This window comes from Streptomyces sp. NPDC005408, from assembly GCF_040606445.1.
In the GTDB taxonomy this organism is placed as follows: Bacteria; Actinomycetota; Actinomycetes; order Streptomycetales; family Streptomycetaceae; genus Streptomyces.
The window spans coordinates 67,892-85,808 of record NZ_JBEXEX010000027.1 but is presented as its reverse complement, the minus strand read 5'-3'; the positions used below and the strand labels follow the sequence as shown (position 1 = coordinate 85,808).

At 69.6% G+C, this 17,917-nt stretch carries 15 protein-coding genes; 2 read left to right on the top strand and 13 right to left on the bottom strand.

The annotated features are described in order from the left end of the window. Positions 1–144 precede the first annotated feature (144 nt). Both ABZS64_RS24085 and ABZS64_RS24080 read right to left on the bottom strand, forming a co-directional pair. Positions 145–432, bottom strand: coding sequence for a DUF3039 domain-containing protein (locus ABZS64_RS24085; RefSeq protein WP_355833207.1), 288 nt, complete (start codon positions 430–432; stop codon positions 145–147). A 30-nt stretch (positions 433–462) separates the two neighbouring features. Beyond that, complete coding sequence (locus ABZS64_RS24080) at positions 463–1,023, bottom strand: YqgE/AlgH family protein (RefSeq protein WP_355833204.1); 561 nt, start codon at positions 1,021–1,023, stop codon at positions 463–465. A 253-nt stretch (positions 1,024–1,276) separates the two neighbouring features. Here ABZS64_RS24080 and murA point away from each other — a divergent pair, with 253 nt between their 5' ends. After that, entirely contained in the window at positions 1,277–2,617 is a 1,341-nt protein-coding gene (gene murA, locus ABZS64_RS24075) for a UDP-N-acetylglucosamine 1-carboxyvinyltransferase (protein ID WP_355833201.1), read from the top strand. A 137-nt stretch (positions 2,618–2,754) separates the two neighbouring features. On the opposite strand, the gene ABZS64_RS24070 is transcribed toward murA, so the two are convergent. From ABZS64_RS24070 to ABZS64_RS24040, 7 genes are all read right to left on the bottom strand, one after another. Continuing rightward, entirely contained in the window at positions 2,755–3,036 is a 282-nt protein-coding gene (locus ABZS64_RS24070; protein WP_004571953.1) for an HU family DNA-binding protein, read from the bottom strand. Between the two features lie 312 nt (positions 3,037–3,348). Next, positions 3,349–4,782, bottom strand: a complete 1,434-nt coding sequence (locus tag ABZS64_RS24065; protein ID WP_355833198.1) for an NAD-dependent malic enzyme — start codon at positions 4,780–4,782, stop codon at positions 3,349–3,351. A 414-nt stretch (positions 4,783–5,196) separates the two neighbouring features. Continuing rightward, entirely contained in the window at positions 5,197–7,533 is a 2,337-nt protein-coding gene (locus ABZS64_RS24060) for a UvrD-helicase domain-containing protein (RefSeq protein WP_355833235.1), read from the bottom strand. 91 nt (positions 7,534–7,624) lie between these two features. Beyond that, the gene (locus ABZS64_RS24055; RefSeq protein ID WP_355833195.1) at positions 7,625–8,458 is read right to left on the bottom strand and encodes a zf-HC2 domain-containing protein; all 834 of its coding nucleotides are present in this window, start codon (positions 8,456–8,458) and stop codon (positions 7,625–7,627) included. Next, positions 8,455–9,042: a sigma-70 family RNA polymerase sigma factor gene (locus ABZS64_RS24050; protein ID WP_142217417.1), complete on the bottom strand. Its 588-nt coding sequence runs from the start codon at positions 9,040–9,042 to the stop codon at positions 8,455–8,457. The genes ABZS64_RS24055 and ABZS64_RS24050 overlap by 4 nt, the downstream gene beginning before the upstream one ends. A gap of 176 nt (positions 9,043–9,218) precedes the next feature. Further along, entirely contained in the window at positions 9,219–9,821 is a 603-nt protein-coding gene (locus tag ABZS64_RS24045) for a CGNR zinc finger domain-containing protein (RefSeq protein ID WP_355833192.1), read from the bottom strand. 107 nt (positions 9,822–9,928) lie between these two features. After that, entirely contained in the window at positions 9,929–11,176 is a 1,248-nt protein-coding gene (locus tag ABZS64_RS24040) for a serine hydrolase domain-containing protein (RefSeq protein ID WP_355833189.1), read from the bottom strand. Positions 11,177–11,364: 188 nt separating this feature from the next. Between ABZS64_RS24040 and ABZS64_RS24035 the strand changes: the two genes are divergently transcribed. Next, entirely contained in the window at positions 11,365–11,910 is a 546-nt protein-coding gene (locus ABZS64_RS24035) for an anthrone oxygenase family protein (protein ID WP_355833186.1), read from the top strand. Here the strand turns inward: ABZS64_RS24035 and ABZS64_RS24030 are convergent. From ABZS64_RS24030 to ABZS64_RS24015, 4 genes are all read right to left on the bottom strand, one after another. Further along, positions 11,859–12,998 (bottom strand): uroporphyrinogen-III synthase, encoded by a 1,140-nt coding sequence (locus tag ABZS64_RS24030; RefSeq protein WP_355833183.1) that lies wholly within the window; start codon positions 12,996–12,998, stop codon positions 11,859–11,861. The genes ABZS64_RS24035 and ABZS64_RS24030 overlap by 52 nt on opposite strands. 95 nt (positions 12,999–13,093) lie before the next feature. Next, positions 13,094–14,434, bottom strand: a complete 1,341-nt coding sequence (locus tag ABZS64_RS24025; protein ID WP_355833181.1) for a nitrate/nitrite transporter — start codon at positions 14,432–14,434, stop codon at positions 13,094–13,096. Between the two features lie 106 nt (positions 14,435–14,540). Then, the gene (locus ABZS64_RS24020; protein ID WP_355833178.1) at positions 14,541–15,743 is read right to left on the bottom strand and encodes an acyltransferase; all 1,203 of its coding nucleotides are present in this window, start codon (positions 15,741–15,743) and stop codon (positions 14,541–14,543) included. Then, positions 15,740–17,863 (bottom strand): bifunctional polysaccharide deacetylase/glycosyltransferase family 2 protein, encoded by a 2,124-nt coding sequence (locus ABZS64_RS24015; protein ID WP_355833232.1) that lies wholly within the window; start codon positions 17,861–17,863, stop codon positions 15,740–15,742. Before ABZS64_RS24015 ends, ABZS64_RS24020 begins: the two co-directional genes overlap by 4 nt. Positions 17,864–17,917 lie beyond the last annotated feature (54 nt).

Genomic DNA, 17,917 nt, shown 5'->3' with positions numbered 1-17,917 from the left:
GGACAAGAGGTCTCAACCACTTTGTGACCGGCGGACGCACCCCGTGCAACGGCAAGAGGGAAGGGCAGCGGGAACGCGAACGACCCCCGGGGTGCGCATACACGCGCATCCCGGGGGCCGTCCCCAGCGGTCGGAACCGGAGGGTTACTTCTTGTCCTTGCCGCCCTTGTCCTTGTCGCCACCAGGGCCCATGGACTCGTAGATCTCCTTGCACATCGGACAGACCGGGTACTTCTTGGGGTCACGCCCCGGCACCCAGACCTTCCCGCACAGTGCCACCACCGGAGTGCCGTCGACGGCACTCGCCATGATCTTGTCCTTCTGGACGTAATGGGCGAAGCGCTCGTGGTCGCCGTCGCCGTGCGACACCTGCGGCGTCGGCTCTACGAGGGTCCCCGTGCCTGTCCCGCGCTCGGGCTCAAGAGTGCTCATAACTGCCAAGGGTACTGAACGCCACGCCGCTCAGTTCAGCGAAGGGTCGTCCGGATAGGTGGCGAACATCGCGAGTTCGTTGCGCTGCCTGCGCAGCACCGCCCGCCACAGGCTCTCCGGCCTCGGCGAGGACACATCACCCGGCTCCGACTCGACGACGTACCAGGCGCCGTCGTTCAGTTCGTCCTCCAGCTGGCCCGGGCCCCATCCGGCGTACCCCGCGAAGATCCGCAGGGATCCGAGCGCCCCGCCGAGCAGCTCCGGCGGCGCCTCCAGATCGACCAGGCCGATCGCGCCGTACACCCGCCGCCAGCCGAGCGGACCCTCGTCGCCCGGGATCACGGCGACACCGAGCGCCGAGTCGAGAGAGACCGGGCCGCCCTGGAAGACCACACCCGGATCGCCCGCGAGCGCGGCCCACGCCTCCAGGATGTCGCCGACCACCACCGGGGTCGGCCGGTTGAGCACCACACCCAGCGAGCCCTCGTCGTCATGGTCGAGCAGCAGGACCACCGCCCGGTCGAAGTTAGGATCGGCGAGGGCGGGACTGGCGACGAGCAGCCGCCCTGTGAGCGAGGACACCTCGGTCATGCGAGACATGATCCCGCATCTTCGCCCTCCGCGGGGGGCGAGCGGCACAGTGTGAGCCAGCGCAGCTCAGGGCGCGACAGGAGCTCCCGTCGCGCCAACCCGGAGCGGTGACGCTCAGCAAGCTTGCATGGACCGAGAGTGTTGTGCCGAATTCATTACGCTCGCGGAGCGTCCTTGGCCTTACGGGACAGGGGTGGAAGCCCCTTACCCTTTTCACTTGCCCCCCGTCCGACGACTCCGGAACGCGAGATTCATGACCGGCACAGACGATGTACTGCTTGTCCACGGCGGAACCCCGCTGGAGGGCGAGATCCGCGTCCGCGGCGCGAAGAACCTCGTGCCCAAGGCGATGGTCGCCGCCCTGCTCGGCAGCGAGCCGAGCCGGCTGCGCAATGTGCCCGACATCCGTGACGTGCGCGTCGTACGCGGACTGCTGCAGCTGCACGGAGTAACGGTGCGGCCCGGCGACGAGCCGGGTGAGCTGGTGCTCGACCCCTCGCACGTCGAGAGCGCCAACGTCGCTGACATCGATGCCCACGCGGGCTCCTCGCGCATCCCGATCCTCTTCTGCGGCCCGCTGCTGCACCGGCTCGGCCATGCCTTCATTCCGGGCCTGGGCGGCTGTGACATCGGCGGCCGGCCCATCGACTTCCACTTCGAGGTGCTGCGCCAGTTCGGCGCGACGATCGAGAAGCGGGCGGACGGCCAGTACCTGGAGGCCCCGCAGCGGCTGCGCGGCTGCAAGATCCGTCTGCCGTACCCCTCGGTCGGCTCGACCGAGCAGGTGCTGCTGACGGCCGTGCTGGCGGAGGGCGTCACCGAGCTGTCGAACGCGGCCGTCGAGCCGGAGATCGAGGACCTCATCTGCGTACTGCAGAAGATGGGCGCGATCATCTCGATGGACACGGACCGGACGATCCGGATCACCGGTGTCGACAAGCTGGGCGGCTACACCCACCGGGCGCTCCCGGACCGTCTGGAGGCCGCCTCCTGGGCGTCGGCGGCGCTGGCGACCGAGGGCAACATCTACGTGCGCGGCGCGCAGCAGCGCTCGATGATGACGTTCCTCAACACCTACCGGAAGGTGGGTGGCGCGTTCGAGATCGACGACGAGGGCATCCGCTTCTGGCACCCGGGTGGTGCGCTGAAGGCGATCGCGCTGGAGACGGACGTGCACCCCGGCTTCCAGACCGACTGGCAGCAGCCGCTGGTGGTGGCGCTGACGCAGGCGGCGGGCCTGTCCATCATCCACGAGACGGTGTACGAGTCGCGGCTCGGCTTCACGTCCGCGCTCAACCAGATGGGTGCGCACATCCAGCTGTACCGCGAGTGCCTGGGCGGCTCGGACTGCCGCTTCGGCCAGCGCAACTTCCTGCACTCGGCGGTCGTCTCGGGCCCGACGAAGCTCCAGGGCGCGGACCTGGTCATCCCCGACCTGCGCGGCGGCTTCTCGTACCTGATCGCGGCGCTGGCGGCGCAGGGGACGTCGAGGGTGCACGGGATCGACCTGATCAACCGTGGCTACGAGAACTTCATGGAGAAGCTCGAGAAGCTGGGTGCGAAGGTGGAGCTGCCGGGCCGCAAACTCGTCTGACGGCACTCCTGAAGGGCTTACGGGTCTGGGGGCGCAGCCCCCGGCCCAACGGCCCGTACAGGCCCTGCAAGGCCCGTACACAGCAAAAGGCGGCCACCCCTGCCGGGGTGGCCGCCCTTACTTCTGTGCCTCGGGGCTTACTTGCCCTTGGCGGCTTCCTTGAGCTTGGAGCCCGCGGAGACCTTCACGCTGTAACCGGCCGGGATCTGGATCGGGTCGCCGGTCTGCGGGTTACGAGCGGTCCGAGCGGCACGGTGGGTGCGCTCGAAGGTCAGGAAGCCGGGGATGGTGACCTTCTCATCGCCCTTGGCGACGACCTCGCCGACCGTCTCGGCGAGAGCGGCCAGCACAGCGTCGGCGTCCTTGCGGGTCACCTCGGCGCGGTCGGCCAGCGCGGCCACCAGCTCACTGCGGTTCATGTTGTTACTCCCGTGTTCTTCTTGCCTGTGAGGCGTGAGATCGAAGCCGATGCTGCCAGGGCCCTCGGACAGTCCCCGGACCCGGGTCTGCTGTCAGACCCTCGCGCCCGATTACGCATCCTGCCCCCACCAGCGGCGGGAAAGCCAATCCGGCACCCTCCGGAGTCACACGAAAAGCGCCACTGCCTCGTCGTGGTGACGTTCCGTCGACTCGGTGGAGACTCGTTGTGGAGACTCCTTGGAGCCTCGGGGCTCATGGTCCGCCACCCTAAAGCGGCAATCACGGCCCCGCGACTCGCGACGCGCCGGGTGTCAGCCCGACGTGGGGCCTGTCACAGCCGCGCCGCCCGCCTTCGCGGCGTTGCGGACGGCGCCCGCGACCGCTCCGGCGACCTTCTCATTGAACACCGACGGAATGATGTAGTTGGGGTTGAGCTCCTCCTCGGTGACGGTCTCCGCGAGGGCGGTCGCCGCCGCGAGCATCATCTCCGTGTTGACTGTGCGGGACTGCGCGTCGAGCAGACCGCGGAAGACACCCGGGAAGACCAGCACATTATTGATCTGGTTCGGGAAGTCGGAACGGCCGGTGGCCACAACTGCCGCCGTCTGGCGGGCGATTGCGGGGTCCACCTCGGGGTCCGGGTTCGCGAGCGCGAACACGATCGCCCCGTCGGCCATGGCCGCGACGTCCTCCGCGCTCAGCACGTTCGGGGCGGAGACGCCGATGAACACGTCCGCGCCGACGACCGCTTCCCTGAGGGTGCCGGTGACACCTTCGGGGTTGGTGTTGTCGGCGATCCAGCGCAGCGGCGAATCGGGGGCCGCGTCCACCAGGTCCTCGCGGCCGGCGTGCACCACGCCCTGGATGTCGGCGACGACGGCGTGCTTGACACCCGCCGCGATCAGCAGTTTCAGGATGGCCGTACCGGCCGCGCCGGCGCCGGACATGACGACTCGTACGTCTCCGACGGCCTTGCCGACCACGCGCAGCGCGTTGGTCAGCGCGGCGAGGACGACGATCGCGGTGCCGTGCTGGTCGTCGTGGAAGACGGGGATGTCGAGGGCCTCACGCAGCCGCGCCTCGATCTCGAAGCAGCGGGGCGCGGAGATGTCCTCCAGGTTGATGCCCGCGAAGCCGGGGGCGATCGCCTTGACGATCGCGACGATCTCGTCGGTGTCCTGGGTGTCCAGGCACAGCGGCCAGGCGTCGATGCCCGCGAAGCGCTTGAACAGGGCCGCCTTGCCCTCCATGACCGGCAGCGCGGCCATGGGGCCGATGTTGCCCAGGCCGAGGACGGCGGAGCCGTCGGTGACCACGGCGACGGAGTTGCGCTTGATGGTGAGGCGGCGGGCGTCCTCGGGGTTCTCGGCGATCGCCATGCAGACCCGCGCGACACCCGGGGTGTAGATCATCGAGAGATCGTCACGGTTGCGGATGGGATGCTTGGACTGCATCTCGATCTTGCCGCCGAGGTGCATCAGGAACGTACGGTCGGAGACCTTGCCGAGGATGACGCCCTCGATCTTGCGCAGCTCTTCGACGATCTCGTCGGCGTGCGCGGTGGAGGTCGCCGCGATCGTGACGTCGATCCGCAGCTTCTCGTGGCCGGAGGCGGTCACGTCCAGGCCGGTCACGGAGCCGCCGGAGGACTCCACGGCCGTGGTCAGCTGGGAGACCGCGGTTCCGCTCGCGGGCACCTCCAGCCGGACCGTCATCGAGTACGAGACGCTGGGCGCCGTTGCCATGGCCGGGTTCCTCTGCTTTCGCTAGCTTCATTGCCGACGCGGCCGTGGCTGTTGCCCGGCGACGCTTTCGAATGGTCGCACCTACCTGCGGGTAGCAGGTAATAGTGGTCATTTAGTTTTCGGAAACTGGTTTCCACCATACGAGATACGACTGGCAGGGCGGAAGCCCGGGTCTGCGGAAGCCCCAAAGAGACAGGTCCGCGTCACCTTGCGGTGACGCGGACCTGTCTCTCGTACGAGTAAATGACACCGACCCGCCATGCTCGCCTCGCGGCAAGTGGTCGCTCGTAGCGACGAAGGTTGGGCCCGGGGGCTTGGATCGGGCCGGTGCCGTACCCAGGCTAACAAACCACCCCGGTACGTGATTCCCGCATCGCAGGTTGACTCTCCATCAGGCCCCTGATGGAGCTCCGGTCAGTCCCGCAGCAGGTCCGGAACACCGTCCGCGTCCGGCTCGTCGCGCCGGCCGGAGACCACCGTCAGCTGCTGGGTCGCCCTGGTCAGCGCCACGTACAGCACACGCAGCCCGGCCGGGGACTCGTCCGCGATCTCCGCCGGAGAGACGACGACCGTCGCGTCGTACTCCAGACCCTTGGCCTCGAGAGAGCCGAGCGCGACCACCCGTTCGCCGAGCCCGGCGAGCCAACGCGCCACCTGCTCGCGCCGGTTCATCGCGACCACCACGCCGACCGTGCCGTCGACCTGGCCGAGCAGGCGCTGGGCCTCCGCCCGCACCGAAGCGGCCAGGTCCCCCCGTACGACCGCGAAGCGCGGCCGCACGCCCGTCGAGCGGACAGCGGACGGGGACTGCATGCCGGGCATCGCCAGGGCCAGCACCTTGGCCGCCAGCTCGGCGATCTCGGCCGGGTTGCGGTAGTTGACGGTGAGCTGGAAGCGGCGGCGCGGGCGGCTGCCGAGCGCCTCGTCGCGTGCCTCGGCCGCCTCGTCCGGGGACGACCAGGAGGACTGCGCCGGGTCGCCCACGACCGTCCAGGTGGCGTGCCGGCCGCGGCGGCCGACCATGCGCCACTGCATGGGGGTCAGGTCCTGTGCCTCGTCGACGATCACATGCGCGTACTCGGTGCGCTCCTGCGCGAGGCGCTCGGCGCGCTCACGCTGCGTCTCCTCGCGCTGCGGCATCAGCTCCTCCAGACCGGTGAGCTGGTCCAGCGGATCGAGTTCACGCTTGCGCCTGGGGCGGGCCGGTGTGCCGAGCAGCGTCTGGAGCTCATCGAGGAGCGCCACGTCGTGCACGGACAGGGCATCGCGGCGCAGGGAGCGGGCGAGGCGGCGCACCTCGCCCGGGTTGAGGATCCGGCGCGCCCAGCGGCCGAGACGTCTCTCGTCGGCCATCGCGGTGAGCACTCCGCGCGGGGTGAGCTCGGGCCACCAGGCGTCCAGGAAGCCGATGAAGGAGTCCTCGGACGCGACGTCCTCGTCGAAGGAGGAGCGCAGCTCGGCGGCGAGCTCCGGGTCGGTGTGCCGCGTCCCGTTGCCGGACTTGGCGTACAGGGCGTCAAGGAGCAGCCTGCGGGCGCGCGGTCGCAGCAGATTCACGGGCGCGGTGCCGCCCAGGACGTTGTGGCGGATGCGCTGGAGCTCGTCGGCCTCCAGCTCCAGCCGCCGCCCGAACGCGACCACACGCAGCCGCGTAGGCGTCCCGGCGGGGCCCTGCCGGCCCCGCTCCGGCTCGTCCCCGAAGGCGAGCTGGCCCGAGGACGCGGGTGGCGTCGTCTCCAGCGCACCTCTCGCGGCCTTGCGCAGCACCTTCAGCATCCGCGAGGAGCCCTTGATGCGCGCCACGGCCGGATCGTCGTACGCCGTGGCCTCCACGCCGTCGACCAGATTGCCGACCGCGCGGATCGCGACCTGCCCCTCCTCGCCCAGCGACGGCAGCACGCCCTCGGTGTACGCGACGAGCAGCGGCGTCGGCGAGACGATCAGGATGCCGCCCGCGTACCGCCTGCGGTCCTGGTAGAGCAGATATGCCGCCCGGTGCAGCGCCACCGCGGTCTTGCCGGTGCCCGGCCCGCCCTCCACATACGTGACGGACGCGGCGGGGGCCCGGATCACCAGGTCCTGCTCCGCCTGGATGGAGGCGACGATGTCCCGCATGGTGTGGCTGCGGGCCTGCCCCAGCGCCGCCATCAGCGCGCCGTCCCCGATGACCGGGAGCCCGGCCCCGTCCAGCGTGGCGCTGAGCTCCGGGCGCATCAGGTCGTCCTCGACACCGAGGACCCTGCGGCCCTTGGAGCGGATGACCCGGCGGCGTACCACCCGGCCCGGATCGACCGGGGTGGAGCGGTAGAAGGGGGCGGCCGCCGGGGCGCGCCAGTCGATGACCAGCGGCGCGTAGTCGGAGTCGAGGACCCCGATACGGCCGATGTGCAGGGTCTCCCCGATGTCGGCCGTGTTGTCCGCGCGTACGGCGTCGTCGGCGGGCTCGATCGAGGTGTACGCCCCGTCCGGGCCCTTCTTGCCGTCCTTGCCGCGCAGCAGATCGATGCGCCCGAAGAGGAAGTCCTCGAACTCGTTGTTCAGCCGGTTCAGGTGGATACCGGCCCGGAAGACCTGGGCGTCCCGCTCGGCGAGCGCTCCCGGCGTGCCGACCTGGCCGCGCTTGGCGGCGTCGTGCATGAGGAACTCCGCCTCGTGGATCTTCTCCTCGAGGCGGTGGTACACCCGATCCAGATGTTCCTGCTCGACACCGATCTCACGGTCTCGCACCGTGTCGACGGCGGGGTCGACCATGGAATCAACAGCGGCATCCTGCGCGGCCACCGAGGCCCCCTTCTGACGTGCACTGGGCAGCCGTCAACCGTACGCGAAGGGGGCGAATCTGTCAGGCTCCGACCTCCACGAGCCGCTTGCCGTCGAAGGTGCGGACCTCGAAGTGATCGATCTCGTTGCGGTCCATCGCCGCTCCGCCGTGGACGTAGAGCGGGTTCTTGGCCGTCTTGTCCGGGCTGTCCGGAATGCCGTAACCCCACTTCGGAACGGCCCAGGAGGTCACGACCTCCTCCTCGCCGGTCTTGGAGACGGCGATCAGGCTGCACTTGAGGGGACCCTTGACGTTCTTCAGTTCGAGAACGGCGTGGGTGCCCCAGTTCTTCTTCTCCATGCCGACGGTCGCGCTGACCTTGGTCGTCGCGTCCGTGTGCCCCACCTTCTCGTCCATGTGGTTGAAGAAGGCGTCCTCGGCGGGACTGGTGGGGTGCGGATGGCCGGCCTGATTGGTGGTGCCGGTGTCGTTCGATGTGACCACGACCGCGACGGTCGGGCCGCCGATGATCAGGGCCGCGGCGGCCGCAACCATGTACATGCCGCGCCTGCGCTTCGCCGCCCGCTTGGCGGCGACCTCGTCGAGCAGTCCGCCGAGCAACTGCGGGCTGGGAGCGGTGGGCACCACGGGAACGGGCCGCGGCTGCGGGAAGTCCGACCAGCCGGACGTGGACTGCCTGGGCATGTTCAGCACGTTCGACTGCTGGGGCGGTGCCGGGGCCTCGGCCAGCATGGCCAGCATCGGCTCCATGCCGGAGAACTCCTCGAGGTGGGCGGCGCAGATGTCGCAGCCCGCCAGATGCGCCTCGAAGGCGGAGGCGTCCGCGTCGTCAAGGATGCCGAGCACATACGCACCGACGGCGTCGTGTACGGATTCCTGCTCGTACATAGTCATGCCGTGACCCCCCTCTCCTCCAGAGCGAGCTTCATGGAACGCAGTGCGTAGAACACCCGCGACCGCACCGTCCCACTGGGTATGCCGAGCGTCTCGGCCGCCTCATTGACCGTACGCCCCTTGAAATACGTCTCGACAAGAACTTCCCTGTGGGCGGGCGTCAAATCATCGAGCGCATCTGAGAGCGTCATCAGCCACAACGCCTTGTCGATCTCGTCCTCCGCGGGCATGACCTCCAGCGGCGACGGATCGACCTCCTGCGGCCGGGCCTGCCGGCTGCGGTGACCGTCGATGACGATGCGGCGTGCGACCGTCACCAGCCAGGGTCGGACAGAGCCGGTCGCTCGGTTGAGCTGACCGGCGTTCTTCCAGGCACGGATGAGCGTCTCCTGCACCACGTCCTCGGCTCGCTGGCGATCGCCGGCGACGAGACGGAGTACATAGGCGAGCAAAGGTCCCGCATGTTCGCGATACAGCGCACGCATCAGCTCCTCGTCAGGTGCTGAGGAGTCGTTGCGTGGCTTTTCGCTGCGATGGCGGGCCCTTTGCGGACGGTCATCGGCCACGGCGGCATCCTTGCGCACCTGAACCTCCCGGTCGAGACCCTGTTTTCGGCTGACTGCTTCTCCCCCTTCACTACGGGGACCACAGGCGCATCACTCAACGTCCGCCGAAAAACTTTCAAGATCTTTTACGGAGGTCCCGAGGCGGCCTCTACCCAGGTCCCCGCGCAGGCTCCACGAAGGTCCCGGGCGGGTTCTCAGGCCCGCGCCACGGCCGCCCTGCGCCGATGTCTTGCGACCCGTTCGCGGTTTCCGCACACCTCGCTGGAGCACCAGCGGCGCCGACGCCCACGGGACGTGTCCAGGTACACGCGGCGGCAGTTGTCGCCCTCGCACTGCCGCAGCCGGGCCCTGGCCACCGGGTCGGTCAGCAGATCCACGGCATCGCGGGCGATCGCGGCCAGCAGCGCCCCGCACTCGGGCGCTGCGCTCAGTGCCCGTACCAATGAGCCCTCCGCGTCGCGTACTGCTCTGATGCCGGGCGGCGGTCCCGCCGCGAGGGCGTTGACCCGCTCCAGCGCCGATTCGGCGCACCGGCCGTCGATCTGCGCTCGTACCAACTGGCCCACGCAGTCCCGCAGTTCGACGAAGCGTGCCACCCACTGGACATCGCCGACCGGGAGCGCCGTTTCGGCGGGCACCAGGCCCGTACCCACCAGCCAGCGGCCGAGCCGTCCTGTCCCGGCCAGCGCCTCGCGTCCGCCGGCGGCCGGCTCCGCGGTCGCCACCAGATCCAGGCAGATCCGCCCGGAGTCGAACCTCCAGTCGTAGGAGGCCGCACCCGTCGCGCCTGCCGTCATGCGCCTGTCACCGCCTCGGGGTCACCGCCGGGTATCCCCTCCAGAGTGCCCGTCCGAACGTGCGGCCGGAACCCCTCCTGCGACGGGTCCGGCCGCACCCCGTGGCATCAGTCGCGCGCGACGTCCGGCGCGACGTCCTCGTACTGCTCGGCGGGCGCGGAGCTGCGGGCGCTCGGCGCGGCCGCGGGCTTGCCGCAGAAGGCGGCGTCCAGGGTCTTGGCCATCACGCCGAGCACATCGCCGTTGTTGGAGGTGTTGGCGAGCGCGGTGATGCTGCGCTTTCCGTCCTTGGAGGTGAAGGAGTACGTGTAGTAGCCCTGGACGGTGCCCGTGTGCCCGTACACGGAGACTCCGCAGGACAGATCGCGGCGGCGCAGGCCGAGACCGTAGCCCTGGGTGCTGTTGACCGGCACCCACTGCTGCATCTGCGTCAGCAGCCCGGCCGGAAGCAGCCGGCCCTGCAGCAGCGCCGAGAAGAAGGTGTCCAGATCGCGGGTGCTGGAGATCATCGCGCCCGCGCTCTGGGCCCAGGAGACGGTCTGCCGCGTGGAGTCGACGAGCGGCGCCCCGGCCTCGTCGGGACGGAGATAGCCCTTGGTGTGGCGGCCCGGGAGGGCGGTCCCGGGGTGGACGTAGAAGGTGTCGCGCAGCTTCAGCGGCTCGATGACGCGATGGCGGTACTCGGTGGCGAGGGAGTGTCCGGTGAGCTTCTCGATGAGCATTCCGACGACGACGAAGTTGGTGTTGGAGTAGTCGTAGGCGGTGCCCGGCTGGACCGTCAGGGGCTTGGCGAGCGAGAGATTCACCAGCTCCTGGAGGGTGAAGACCTTGTTGCGTACGGACTCGAAGCCCGGGACGGTCTTGTCGAACATGTCGTTGGTGTAGTCGTACAGACCGCTGCGGTGGCTCAGTAGATGACGCACCGTGATCCGGTTGTCGGGCAGCAGGTCCGGCAGATAGGTGTTGACCGAGGTGTCGAGGTCGAGCCGTCCCTCACCGACGAGTTGGAGCAGGACCACCGAGGAGAAACTCTTGGTGACACTGCCGACGCGGAAGCGGTCCTCGGTGCTGATGGCCCGTCCGGTGGCCCGGTCCGCGATCCCCTCGCTCGCCCGGTACACCGTGCCGTGGTCGTCGATCCTGGCCATCGCGCCGGGAGCGCCCTTGGCCAGCGCCTCGCGCAACACCGCCCGCAGGCCCGCGAGATCGGGAGCCGGTTCTGTGGTCGCCGCAGAGGGCGCCTGGGTGGCCGCGGCCTGCGCGTTGCCGTCGGCCGTCACCGCGGACGCGGCCTGCGCGGGGACTGCCAGCAGAGACAGCAGGACCGCGCCCAGCGCCGTGCCTCTGCCCACCATGCCTGAGACCATCTGATTGTTCTCCATTCCGGTGCGAGCCCACGCCGCGGATGCGGACGTCGGCAACATCTCTACGCGCCGGACCCCCCGGCAGGTTGCATGCCGCGGGCGTGAACCGTAGACGCCTGGACATGGGCTTGCGACGCTCGCCCATGGAGAGGCTCAACTTCCCCCGCTTGACTGGTCGCATGACACAGAACAGGGCAGACAGCAGGGGTGCCAAGGCCGTTCTCGGGGCGGCGACGGTGGCCAACGGACTGGTCGCGGGCGTCTGGTACGCCTACGCGACCTCGGTGATGCCGGCGCTCGCCAGGAGCAACGACCGGACCTACATCGAGGTCATGCAGAACATCAACGAGGTGATCCGGAACCCCGTGTTCTTCGCCGGCTTCTTCGGGGCGCTGGTCCTGGCCGCGATCGCGGCCTGGCAGCAGCGCAGATCCCCACTGCGCCGCTGGGTGCTCGCGGGGCTCGTGCTGTACGCGGCGGTGCTGGTGGTGACCACCGCGGTGAACATTCCGCTCAACAACGAGCTGGAAGCGGCAGGGAATCCGGCCCGTATCGCCGATCCGGCGGCCGTGCGCGAGACGTTCGAGGACCCGTGGGTCGCCTGGAACGCGGTGCGCCTGGTGCTGTCGACGGCGGCTCTGGTGTGCCTGTGGCGGGCGACGTCCCTGCTGCGTCAGGCGTCGGCGTACTTGGTGTCGGCGGCCGGGTCCAGGGCCAGCCGGTAACCCCGCTTGACGACGGTCTGGATGAGCTTGGGCGCGCCGAGCGCCGTACGCAGCCGGGCCATCGCCGTCTCGACGGCGTGCTCGTCGCGGCCCGCGCCCGGCAGCACGCTCAGCAGGTCGGAGCGGGAGACGACCCAGCCCGGGCGCCGGGACAGGGCGCGCAGCAGGGCCATCCCGGCAGGGGGTACGGGCCGCAGGTCGTCGTCGACCAGGACGGCATGGCCGCGGATCTCGACGCGGCGGCCGGCGACCGGGAGCGTACGGGCCCGGCCGGGCAGCTCCTGGCCCAGCACCTGCACCAGCGGGCCGAGCCGGAAGCGTTCCGGCTGCACGGTGGAGATGCCGCGGGCCTGCAGCGGCAGCGCGGTGACCGGCCCCACGCAGGCGGCCAGCACATCGTGGTCCATGGCGTGCAGCAGCTCGGGCAGCAGTCCACGGGTCTCGGCGCGGGAGAGCAGCGAGGCCGCGGCGGGTGCGCTGGTGAAGGTGAGGGCGTCCAGGGCGCGTGTGACGGTCGCGTCCAGGAGCCGGTCGAGGGGCGCGAGGTCTTCGGGCGCCATCCAGCGGTAGACGGGCACGACGACGACATCGGCGCCTGCGGCCCGTAGCGACTCGACGAATCCGGGCAGCGGCTCGCCGTGCAGCTGGAGCGCGATCCGGCGGCCCGCGACCCCCTCGGTGAGCAGCCGGTCGAGGACCTCGGCCATGGACTCGGAGGCCGGGGACCACTCCTCGGTGAGCCCGGCGGCGCGGATCGCGCCTTTCACCTTGGGCCCGCGGGCCAGGAGCTCGACCCCGCGCAGCCGTTCGAGGAGCTTCTCGCCGTGTCCCCAGCCGTCGGCGGCCTCCACCCAGCCGCGGAATCCGATGGCAGTGGTGGCGACGACGACGTCGGGCGCGTGGTCGATGAGTTCCTGGGTGGCGCCGAGGAGTTCGGCATCGTCGGCGAGCGGGACGATACGCAGGGCTGGGGCGTGGAGGACACTGGCGCCGCGACGGCGGAGCAGCGCACCGAGCTCGTCGGCGCGCCGCGCGGCGGTCACTCCGACGGTGAAACCGGCGAGCGGCCCGTGCTGATGGTCTTGCATATGATCGTCCCTACTCTGTCCCACCCTGTACGGATGTGGCGACCGAGCCTGCCAACGGTGCGTGACAGGCTCGGCTCGCCAGGATTTCGCGGGTGTTACACCTTTGCGTAGCTGAGCTGCGGCTTCGCCTCCGCGACCGGCTGCGCGGCGACGGCGGGCCGGCGAAGGTATACCGCCCAGGTCACCGTGAAACAGGCCGCGTAGAAGATGAGGAAGGCGACGAAGGCGGACGTGCCGGTGCCCGCGGTCAGGAAGGACTGGCGGAAGGCGAGGTTGATGCCGAGCCCGCCGAGCGCGCCCACCGCGCCGATCAGCCCCATGGATGCACCGGACAGCCGGCGCCCGTAGGCGGCAGCCGCCTCGCCTGACATGCCCTTGGCGATCGCCTTCGCCTGGAAGATGCCCGGGATCATCTTGTACGTGGAGCCGTTGCCGACCCCGGTCAGCACGAACAGCACGATGAAGGCAGTGGTGAACAGCGCCAGCGACTTCTCCACGGAGGCGAGTACGACGACTCCCGTGGCTGCCCCCATGGCGAGGAAGTTCCACACGGTGATGCGCGCGCCGCCGTGGCGGTCGGCGAGCCAGCCGCCGACCGGGCGGATCAGCGAGCCGAGGAGCGGGCCGATGAAGGTGATCGACGCGGCCTGCAGCGGCGTACGCCCGAACTGTGTCTGCAGTACCAGACCGAAGGCGAAGCTGTAGCCGATGAACGAGCCGAAGGTGCCGATGTAGAGGAAGGACATGATCCAGGTGTGCGGGTCCTTGACGGCTTCCTTCGAGGCCCCGGTGTCGTTCTTGACCGGGGCGAGGTTGTCCATGAAGAGCGCGGCGCAGATCGCGGAGAGGGCAATGAACGGGATGTAGATCCCGAGCAGCACGCGCGGTCCGCCGGACGCCCCGATGACCGCGAGTCCGGCCAGCTGTACGACGGGCACTCCGATGTTGCCGCCGCCCGCGTTCAGTCCGAGCGCCCAGCCCTTCTTCCGCAGCGGGAAGAAGGAGTTGATGTTGGTCATGGAGGAGGCGAAGTTACCGCCGCCGACGCCCGTGAGCATCGCGACCAGCATGAAGGTCGTGTACGAAGTCCCGGGCTTCATCACCAGGAAGGCGGCGACCGTCGGCAGGAGCAGCATCGACGCGGCGATGATGGTCCAGTTGCGGCCGCCGAAGCGGGCGACGGCGAAGGTGTAGGGGACCCGGATGAAGGCCCCCACCAGCGTGGCCATGGCCACCAGGAAGAACTTCCCGGCCGGGTCGATTCCGTACTCCGGTCCCATGAACAGGACCATGACGGACCACAGGGTCCAGATCGAGAACCCGATGTGTTCGGAGAGAATGGAAAAGGCCAGATTGCGCCGGGCGATCCGCTCTCCCTTCGCCTCCCAGAACGTCTCGTCCTCGGGGTCCCACTGTTCGATCCACCGGCCAGCCATCACGCGCCTCCACGGTCCTCGGGGTGTGAAAGGGACGCTATGGATGGCTCGTTTCGGCCCCGGTGGCGCGAGGTGACCAGAGCGAAACCTTGCTCTCACCCGGCCCTCAGCGCCGGTGTGAGCCGCTTTCCGTCTGCCGCGTCTTCCTGCGGCCATTGGGCCACAGCCGAGGGCTGCGCTTGGCCGCCAGGTCCTCGATCCAGCCCACGGCCACGATCATCAGCCCGATCAGCGGCCAGACCAGCAGGAACATCAGGACGTCGTACGTGGTCTCCAGCACGCCGCCCAGATGCGCGTCCACGAACGGGATGTCCCACAGCAGGTCGAGCAGCGGGACCGTCATCATGATCAGGGCGTTGTGCCAGAGGTAGATCGTCACCGCGCGGTTGTTGGACAGCGTGACCAGCGAGTCGAATCGCGCGAGTCTGCCCGGCAGCTGCTGCCAGGACGGGGAGTACTGCAGCAGGATCACCACGAAGCCGAGGGACCAGGTGGCCTGGGCCAGCGGGATGTCGTTCAGGTCCCAGCCGTCCACGGTCTGATGGCCCGAGGCCCACCACAGACCGAAGGCCATCACCACGGCGGAGCAGGACAGCAGGACATAGCGCGGCACCTGCTTCAGCAGGCCCTCGTGGTGGGCGAAGCCGAGGACCCAGCAGGAGCCGAAGGTCGCGAAGTCGACGAGGGCGTAGCCCGTCTCGCCGGGGATCGTGACCAGGCCTGTGCCCACGACGGCGCACAGGGCGAGCGGGGCGAGCAGCGTCACCCACGGCACCCTGCGGAAGGCCCAGAGCAGCAGCGGAGACGCGATCACGAACCAGAGGTAGGTGCGCAGATACCAGAGCGGCTCCCCGGCCTGCACCGCCCAGGTCTGCTCCACCAGTCCGGACTGGGAGCCCAGAGACCAGGGGAACGGCGGGGCACCGATCGGGAAGAGGTAGTTGAGCAGGTCCGCCCACCACCACAGGCCGTCCTGCTTGGCGGGCTTCCAGCCGCCCAGAAACATCAGCGGCACCAGGAACGCCGAGAACGCCCACAGCGGAGGCAGCAGCCTGCGGATACGCCCGCGGATCACCCCGAGCGCGGGCCGCGACAGCGAACGCGCCATCAGCGAGCCCGCGAGCGCGAACATCACGCCCATGGAGGGGAAGACGATCGTCAGCCAGGCCCAGCCGAATATGTGGTAGACGACGACCCGGACCAGGGCGACGGAGCGCAGCAGGTCGAGATAGCGGTCGCGGCCCGGCCGGGCGGCGGGCGCTGCGGGCTTGAGGTCCGGCGTGGCCGCGGCTGTGGAGCTGTGGCTCATGCGACGGGCCTCCGGTCCTCGGTGCTCCGCCGCGGGGTGGGTATGACGCCGGGCGCCTCCACCGTTCCCGTACGCCGCAGCTTCTGCCAGCGCAGCCGGCCGCCGGTCAGTGCGGTGATCCAGGACTGCAGCAGCACGACGTACATCAACTGCCGGTACAGAAGCTGCTGGAGCGGCAGTGAGATCAGATGGAGCATGCGCTCGCGGTCCAGCCGGAATGCGTACGCAGCGCACACGAGCTGCACGGCGAGGACGCCCAGCCAGGCGGCGATCGTCTTCTGGGTGGGGCCGAAGACCAGTCCGTACATCAGGAAGACGTCGATCAGCGGGGCAAGCAGCGGTGCGAGCACCATGAACAGGGACACCAGCGGCAGGCCCACGCGGCCGAAGCGGCCCGAGGGCCCGCGCTCCACGACGGCGCGGCGGTGCTTCCAGATGGCCTGCATCGTGCCGTACGACCAGCGGTAGCGCTGCGACCACAGCTGCTGGACGGTCTCGGGGGCCTCGGTCCAGGCGCGGGCCCGCTCGGCGTAGACGACGCGCCAGCCGTCGCGGTGCAGGGCCATGGTGATGTCGGTGTCCTCGGCGAGGGTGTCCTCGCTCATGCCGCCGACGCGCTCCAGTGCCTGGCGGCGGAAGGCACCGACCGCGCCGGGGATGGTGGGCATGCAGCCCAGCAGGTCGTACATCCGGCGGTCGAGGTTGAAGCCCATGACGTACTCGATGTGCTGCCAGGCCCCGATCAGGCTGTCGCGGTTGCCGACCTTGGCATTGCCCGCGACCGCGCCGACGCGCATGTCGCCGAAGGGCTGGACCAGCTCGCGCACGGTGGACGGCTCGAAGACGGTGTCGCCGTCCATCATCACGACGATGTCGTAGCGGGCGTTCCTGATGCCGTTGTTGAGGGCCGCAGGCTTTCCGGAGTTGGGCTGGCGTACGACGCGGACGCCCGGCAGCCGCATCGCCTCGACAATGTCCGCGGTGCCGTCCGTGGAACCGTCGTCGATGACGATGACCTCGATGGGGTGGTCGCTCGCGGTCAGCGAGCGGACCGTATTGGCTATGCACTCGCGTTCGTTGTACGCGGGGACCAGCACGGACACCGGGCGAGTGACCGCAGGGCCCCAGCTGAAGCCGCGCCTGCGCACCTTGCGGGCGTGCGCGAAGGAGAGCACCAGCATCAGCCCGAAGCGCGCGAAGACGAGCACGCCGATCACGGCCAGGCCGACGACCAGGACGTCGGTGGTGTTCTCGGAAAAGGCGACCGCGGAGACGAAGGCCTTGCCCTTCCACAGCTCGGGGCCGGTGACCTGGGTGTGGGCGGTGGGCGCGCCGAGCGCCTCGGTGAGGCTGGTGAAGCGGTAGCCCCGGTCCTTCATCTGCGGCAGGAAGCGGCCGAGCGCGGCGACGGTCTGCGAGCGGTCACCGCCGGAGTCGTGCATCAGCACGATCGAGCCGCTGGTGCCCTTGGGGGTGGCCTGCTTGATGATCGCGTCGACGCCGGGGCGCTTCCAGTCCTCGGAGTCGGTGTTGTTGAAGGCGGTGATGTAGCCGCGGCTGCCGATGTACTGGGTGACCGGCCAGGACTTGTTGTCCAGGGCGTCGGAGAAGGAGGAGTACGGCGGGCGGAAGAGCGACGTGTGGATGCCGGCCGCGCCCGCGAGCGCCAGCTGATTCTGCGAGAGCTCCCAGTCGATGCGCGCGGTGGACTGGTAGGAGAGGTCGGGGTGGTTGAAGGTGTGCAGTCCGACCTCGTGGCCCTCGCGCACCATCCGCTCCACCAGCTCGGGGTGGCGTGAGGTCATGGTGCCGGTGACGAAGAAGACGGCGTGCGCGTCGTACTTCTTCAGCGTGTCCAGGACCTTCGGCGTCCAGACGGGGTCCGGGCCGTCGTCGAAGGTCAGCACCAGTTTGCGGTCGGGGATGGTCAGCGCCTGGGGCGCGGCCTTGTCGCGCGCGTCGATGACCGGTCCGCCGCCCAGTATCTCCTCGGGAACCTGGTCGGTCGGGGCCGGCGGGCGTACGCGATGGTCCGCCAGGATCTCGCTGTGCACATAGCCGCGCAGCATCAGCATGGCGAGCAGGGCGACCAGGAAGAGGAAGGGCAGGAGATAGCGCATGGGCATTCTGCGCCGTGCGACAGGCCGGGCCCGGTGCCGCTGCCGCTGCCGCTG